The sequence below is a fragment of the Nocardiopsis chromatogenes YIM 90109 genome (assembly GCF_000341185.1).
Lineage (GTDB): Bacteria > Actinomycetota > Actinomycetes > Streptosporangiales > Streptosporangiaceae > Nocardiopsis_A > Nocardiopsis_A chromatogenes.
In genome coordinates, this window is sequence record NZ_ANBH01000143.1 from 21379 (window position 1) to 27778 (window position 6400).

The window sequence follows — 6400 nt, forward strand, 5'->3', positions numbered from 1 at the left end:
CCCGGGGTCGGCCGACGGCATCGGCGCTGCGGGCCCGCCCGCCGTCGCAGCCCGCCCCGTCGCGTGGCGGGGGGGGGGGGGGGGCCCCGGNGCACCGACCGCTCCGGTCAGGGCGGTGGCGGTGCGTTGAACAGGGGCAGGACCACCTCGTCCACCACCTCTTCGACCACACGGTCCGAGATCGTGGTGCCCTGGAACAGGAAGTGGTGCCGCATCACCGCGTGCCCCGCCTCCAAGCGGCGCGTCGTCAACGCCTCGGCCGCGATCTCGCCCCGCGCCACCGCCCGGTCGGCCACCCGGCGGATCTGGGACAGGCTCTCGCCCCGCGAGGCCGACCGGATCTGCGCCGCGACCTCCTCATCGTGCAGCACCTCCCCCAGGACCCCGCGCATCGCCTCGCCGGTCGGGCCCTCCAGCAGGCGGGCGGTGCCGCGGAACAGCTCCAGCAGGTCCCCCCGCAGGCTTCCGGTGTCGGGCACGTCCATGTACCGCGGCACCACGTGGTAGACCGCCTCCATCACCAGGCGCGCCCGGTTGGGCCAGCGCCGGTACAGCGACGCCTTGCCGGTCCGGGCCCGCTCGGCCACGCGCTCCATGGTCAGCTTCGCGTAGCCGACCTCCTCCAGCTCGGCCAGGACCGCCTCGAAGATCGCCGTGTTGAGCGCGTCACCGCGCCTGCGCGGCCGCTTGCGCGGGTCCTCCTCGGCCGTGCTCGGGCCGGGCCCGGCGGGGGTGCCCACGGGTTCGCTCCGCCTTTCCGACTGGGACGGTGCCGGGGTGCCGCCGGTCCGTTCGCGGCCGCCCGCCTCGGACCCCATCACGCGCCCCCGGTCCCCTCGGATTCTACGGACGGGCGCGGTGCGGCCGCCGTCACCTGCCCCGCGTCGCCGTCGACGCGCACCGCCGCCCCGTCCTCGATCGCCGACGTGCCGTCCCCGGTGCCCATCACCGCCGGGATGCCGTACTCGCGCGCGACGATCGCCGCGTGCGACCCCAGCCCGCCCGAGTCGACCACCACGGCGGACGCGCGCTGGAACAGGGGCGTCCACGACGGGTTGGTGTAGGGGCACACCAGCACGTCCCCGGCCCGCATGCGTCCGAACTCCGATGGGTCGCGGATGATGCGCGCGGGCCCGGTCACCGCGCCGCCGCCCGCCGGGGTGCCGTCGGCCAGCACCGGGCCGCCGTCCGTGCCCTTCCCCGGGCCGGGGGAGGGCGCGTCGCGCGGCATCACCAGCATCGGCACGCTCGCCAGGGACGCGCGCTTGGCGGCCCGGCGGCGCACGGCCGCCCGCAGCCGCGCGGCCTGCTCCTCGGGCAGCCCCGGCAGGTCGGCGATGCCTTCCAGCTCCTCCAGGCGCAGGTGGAAGACCTCCCCGGTGGAGTCCAGCACGCCCTCCTCCACGAGGCGGCGCCCCATCTCCAGCAGCGCGCTCCGCAGCGGCGGCAGCGCGCGCGTGAAGTGGAAGTGGCTGTCCTCGCGGAAGGCGACCCCGGCGCGGAACCGCTCCACCAGGCGGGCCGCCCGCCGCCGGGCGGCCGGGTTGCGGCGCAGCCTCGGGTGGGCGGTCAGGCGCTCCAACGCCTTGCGCGCGCTGTCGGTGTCGCGCGTGGGCGGCTCGGAGGCGAGGAGCTTCACCATGCCCAGCACGGTCTCCGGGACCTCGCTCCAGGTGGGGGAGGAGGCGTACACGGCGCTCGCGGTCTCCCGGTTCCCGTAGGCGGCCATGAACGCGTCGAACCGCTCGGCCAGCGGAGCCAGGACCGGGTCGGTGCCCACCGCCTCCGCCAGCTCCTCCGGCGTGCGCTCCGCGAACGCCTCCGCCATGGCGGGGTGCTCCCGGACGAGCTCCGCCAGCTCCTCCAGGGCGCGGTTGGCCTTCTCGGTGCAGGTGAGCGCTCCGAAGGCCAGGTCGCCCGCGGAGACCGGGTGCCCCAGAAGCGCCAGCATCAGATGTGTGCGGACGAACGGCACGACGAGGTTCGGGAGGTAGTCCGTGCGCAGGTCGGTCATCAGGGGCACGAGTGCCAGGGCCTGCCGGGGCCGCGTGCGCAGCTCGGCCCAGGGCAGGTCGGCGGCCGGGCGGGCGGCCAGCTCGTCGAGCGCCTTCTCATAGCGGGTGAAGCGCGGGTCGCGCGTCCACCGTTCGATCGGGAACCGGCGCGCCTTGGAGGCGAGCCGCACCGGCGCGACCAGGGTGCTCAGGGTCGGGCGTGGCGTGGGCGGGAGGAAGCGCACCACCACGCCGTCCTCCTCGGGGAAGAGCCGGTCCAGTGCGGGTAGACGTGCACCGATGAGCCCCTTCATCATTCCGGCGACCATGCCCTCCAGCAGTTCGCCCGTCCACGTCGTCATGTCGAGCGGGTAGGGGCGCGTCTGGAACATGTCGAGCAGGATGGGGCCGACGCGCTTTTGGACCGGGTTCAGCCGCACCGGCTCGGGCGGCACGGCGGTCATCGGCCGCGCCTGCAGGAGCAGCACGCGCCCCCCGGCCACCGCCCACTCGACGTCCATGGGCCGCCCCCAGTGCCCGGCGACCCTGCGGCACAGCCGCGCCAGCTCCTTGAGGGACGCCCGGTCCATCCCGCCAGAGGACGCCCCGGCGGCCTCGGCGGCGGTGCGCTCCTCGTGGACGACGCCGCCGCCCTCGGCCGCGCGGACCACCACCTCGCCGCGGCCCGCGCGGTGCCCGACCACGGCGCCGTGCGTGTCCAGCAGGTAGTGCTCGGGGGTGACCAGGCCGGAGACGACCGACTCGCCCAGGCCCCGCCCGGCGTCCACGGCCACCCGGTCGCGGCGCCCGGTGACCGGGTCGGCGGTGAAGGCGACCCCGGCCCACTCGGCGGGCACCATCGCCTGCACGGCGACCGCGATGCGCACATCGGGGGCGTCCATGCCGATGCGGCGGCGGTAGGCGATCGCGCGGCCGCTCCACAGCGACGCCCAGCAGCGCCGCACGGCGTCCAGCAGGTCCTCCTCCCCGACGACGTTGAGGTAGGTGTCCTGCTGCCCGGCGAACGCCGCCCCGGGCAGGTCCTCGGCGGTGGCGCTGGAGCGCACGGCCACCGGGCCGCCGCCCATCCGCCGGTAGGCCCCCACGATCGCGGTGCGCAGGTCGTCCGGCAGGTCGGCCGCCTCGAACGCGGCGCGCACGGCGGCGCCCTCGTCGTCCCCTTCACCGGAGCCCGCGTCGGAGCCCGTGTCGGCGGCGCCCTCCGCGAGCGCGCGCAGCGCCGCGGCCGGCGCGCCCTCGGCGGCGGCGCGCGCGTAGGCCCGGGTGGTGACGGCGAAGCCGTCCGGCACGGGCAGGCCCAGCCGCACCATCTCACCCAGGTTGGCGGCCTTGCCCCCGGCCGTGTCCAGGTCCGAGCGCCCGAACGCCGACAGCGGGGCGACCAGCGCCTCGGTGCCGACGGCGGTGTCGGCGCGGGGGGTGTGCGTTCGGGTCATGGTGACTCCTTGGTCTCATTACCGGTGTTCCCCGTGTCGGGGGAGGTGTCGGATGCGTGCGCGGTCTCCCGCAGCGGAAGGGCGGGCAGCGCGGCGCAGAGCAGGACGGCCAGCCCCATCAGCGGGGCGGCCCAGGCGAACAGCGGCGGCAGCGCCTCGCCGAACGCGGCGGCGACCGCCGCCCGGTCGGCGGGCGGGAGCGCGGCGGCGGCCTCCGGCGACAGCGCCGAGGCGCCGCCTACCCGCGCCGCCGTCTCGGCGGGCAGCAGCGCCGCGAAGCGCAGGTTGACCAGGGCGCCGGTGAGCGCGGCCCCGGCCGAGGCGCCGACCTGGCGCCAGAAGACGACGGCGGCGGTGGCCGCACCCAGGTCGGCGCGGGGCGCGGCGTTCTGCGCCACCAGCGTCATGACCTGCATGACCAGCCCGAGCCCCAGGCCGAGCAGCGCCAGCAGCCCGGCGACCTGCGCCGGGGTGCTGTCCGGCCCGAGCGTGCCCATGGCGGCCATCGCCGCGGCCGACACCGCGGTCCCGGCCACGGGGTAGGCCCGGTACCGGCCGGTGCGGGTGATCATCCGCCCGGAGGCGACCGTGGTGACCAGCACCCCCGCCATGAGCGCGATCATCACCGCGCCCGCCTGCGAGGCCGACGCACCCAGGGCGATCTGCACGTAGGCCGGAACGTAGGCGGCGATGCCGAACAGGGCGGAGCCGACCAGGAAGGCGACCGCGACGGCGGTGCCCACCGAGCGGTCGCGCAGCAGCCGCACCGGAAGCACCGGGTCGGCGGCGCGGTGCGCGGACACCGCCCAGGCGGCGGCCCCGCACGCGAGCAGCGCGGCGGCCGCCGGGACCGCCCAGTCGGGGCGGCCGGGCCAGCCGGGCGCCGACCCCAGCACCGCCAGCCCGACCACGGCGGCGGCCAGGGACAGCGCCCCCGCCGCGTCGACCGGGCGCCGTTCGGCGGGCCGGGGCAGGCGCAGCGTGGCGGTGACGGCCACCAGCGCCGCCAGGCCCAGCGGCGGGTAGAGGTGGAACAGCCACCGCCACCCCAGGGCGTCGGTGACCGCGCCGCCCAGCAGCGGCCCGCCCACCGCCGCCAGGGCGAACACCGCGCCGAACAGCCCCAGGTAGCGGCCGCGCTCGCGCGGGCTGACCAGCTCGCCCAGCGCGGACTGGACGCCCACCATCACCCCGCCGCCGCCCGCCCCCTGCACCGCGCGGGCGATGAGCAGCGCCGTCATCGAGTCGGCCTGCCCGGCCGCCAGCGCGCCCACGGTGAACAGGGCGATGGCGGCCTGGAGGGGGCGGGTGCGGCCGAACCGGTCGCCGAGGCGGCCGTAGAGCGGCATGAGGGCGGTGGCCGCCACCAGGTAGGCGGTGATCACGAACGGCATCAGGCCGAAGCCGCCGAGGTCGCTCGCCACGGCCGGGAGGGCGGGCGCGATGGCGGTCTGGTCGACCGCGCCGAGCAGCATCCCCAGCAGCAGGCCGGGCAGGGCGCGGCGCACCTGCGGGGGCGCGGGCCGTCGGGTGCGGGCCATCGGTCGTCCTCCTCGCCACGGCGGCGGGAACGGGGCGGAAGCGTTTAATGAACGTTCCGTTCTCAATGTAGACCTTGCCGAGTAGGGAACGCAACGTTCTCAAAGAGGCGGCCGGGTCCGGCCGTGCCGCCTCCGCGCCTCCGGCTCCGGGTGCGCACATCCCGCCCGTCCGGGGGGTGTCGGCGCCGATCATGCGGATGTGGCCACATATAGTTACGTTTGGTGCTCGATTTGCCGCATACCGTGATCGATATTCCGGGGTGCCGAGGGCAGGGGCGGAGGGAAGGCCGTTATTGACGGACAAGGGGACCGACCGGGGAACCGACATGGCCAGACCGGAGAACAGGCGCCGAGGGGGACTCCTCCCGACCCTGCTGTGCTGCCTGGCGGTCGCCCTCGCGCTGGCGATCGCCGTCGCCTGGCGCGCCGACGTCTACGACCGCAACATCGAGCGCATCACCGGCGCCGTGCCCGACGAGGAGGGCCGCCCGGTCGACGACCCCGGGGAGAACTGGCTGCTCATCGGCTCCGACATGCGCGGCGAGTCGACCGCCGACAAGTGGCGCGAGGGCGAGGCCGACGCCGACGTGATCATGTTCCTGCACGTCCCCGAGGGGGAGGCGCGCGCCTACGTCATCGCGATCTCCCGCGACTCCTGGGTGGACATCCCCGGCCACGGCGAGGGCAAGATCGCCGACGCCTACTCCCTGGGCGGACCCCGGCTGCTCACCTCCACCGTCGAGCGCCTGGGCGACGTGCGGGTGGACCACTTCGCCGCGGTGGACTTCGCCGGGTTCGAGGCGATGACCGACGCCCTGGGCGGCGTGGTGATCGACCTGCCCCGCGAGGTGTACGACCCGACCAACGGCTGGTACTGGGAGGCGGGGAGGAACCACATGGACGGGGAGGAGGCGCTGCGCTTCGTCCGCGAGCGCAAGGGGCTCTCCGGCAGCGACCTGGACCGCATCAAGCGCCAGCAGGTGTTCCTGCGGGCGATGGCCGAGAAGGCGGTCAGCGAGGAGGTCCGCACCGACCCCCGCCGCCTGGACGCCTTCCTGACCGCCGCCAGCGAGTCGGTGGCGGTGGACGAGAACACCACCATGGCCATGATGCGGGGCCTGATGATGCGCCTGGTCGGCATCGGCCCCGAGGGGGCCGTCTTCCTCAGCCTGCCCGCCGCCTCCACCGGGTGGGAGGGCGAGCAGAACGTCGTCTACCTGGACGAGGAGACCACCGCGGGCGTGTTCGAGCGCGTCCGCGACGGAAAGCTGATGGAGTACATCGCCGAGGAGGGCCTGGAACACGAGGCGCAGGACCTGGAGGTCCAGAGCCCGGAGTACTAGGGCCTGTTCCAAGAGACACGCCCTGGATCGTCGATGGGACATGTGTGCCCCGATCAGTGGTCGAC

The 6400-nt window shown here is 75.7% G+C and carries 4 protein-coding genes; 1 reads left to right on the forward strand and 3 read right to left on the reverse strand.

Going from position 1 to position 6400, the window contains the following annotated elements; genetic code table 11:
* Positions 1-107: 107 nt before the first annotated feature.
* Genes D476_RS0115035 through D476_RS0115045 form a run of 3 tightly spaced genes read right to left on the reverse strand, consistent with a single transcriptional unit; the run spans position 108 to position 4992 of the window.
* Complete coding sequence (locus D476_RS0115035; RefSeq protein ID WP_017624764.1) at positions 108-818, reverse strand: TetR/AcrR family transcriptional regulator; 711 nt, start codon at positions 816-818, stop codon at positions 108-110.
* Positions 818-3451: a PEP/pyruvate-binding domain-containing protein gene (locus tag D476_RS0115040; RefSeq protein ID WP_017624765.1), complete on the reverse strand. Its 2634-nt coding sequence runs from the start codon at positions 3449-3451 to the stop codon at positions 818-820. The genes D476_RS0115035 and D476_RS0115040 overlap by 1 nt, the downstream gene beginning before the upstream one ends.
* The gene (locus tag D476_RS0115045) at positions 3448-4992 is read right to left on the reverse strand and encodes an MFS transporter (protein WP_017624766.1); all 1545 of its coding nucleotides are present in this window, start codon (positions 4990-4992) and stop codon (positions 3448-3450) included. Before D476_RS0115045 ends, D476_RS0115040 begins: the two co-directional genes overlap by 4 nt.
* A 326-nt stretch (positions 4993-5318) precedes the next feature.
* Here D476_RS0115045 and D476_RS0115050 point away from each other — a divergent pair, with 326 nt between their 5' ends.
* A complete protein-coding gene (locus tag D476_RS0115050) occupies positions 5319-6335 on the forward strand; it encodes an LCP family protein (protein WP_051061751.1) in 1017 nt (338 codons plus the stop codon).
* Positions 6336-6400: the final 65 nt, after the last annotated feature.

Excerpts from the sequence above, each read along its gene's own strand:
- D476_RS0115035 (WP_017624764.1), bottom strand. The coding sequence starts at position 818 with ATGGGGTCCGAGGCGGGCGGCCGCGAACGGACCGGCGGCACCCCGGCA.
- D476_RS0115040 (WP_017624765.1), bottom strand. The coding sequence starts at position 3,451 with ATGACCCGAACGCACACCCCCCGCGCCGACACCGCCGTCGGCACCGAG.
- D476_RS0115045 (WP_017624766.1), bottom strand. The coding sequence starts at position 4,992 with ATGGCCCGCACCCGACGGCCCGCGCCCCCGCAGGTGCGCCGCGCCCTG.
- D476_RS0115050 (WP_051061751.1), top strand. The coding sequence starts at position 5,319 with ATGGCCAGACCGGAGAACAGGCGCCGAGGGGGACTCCTCCCGACCCTG.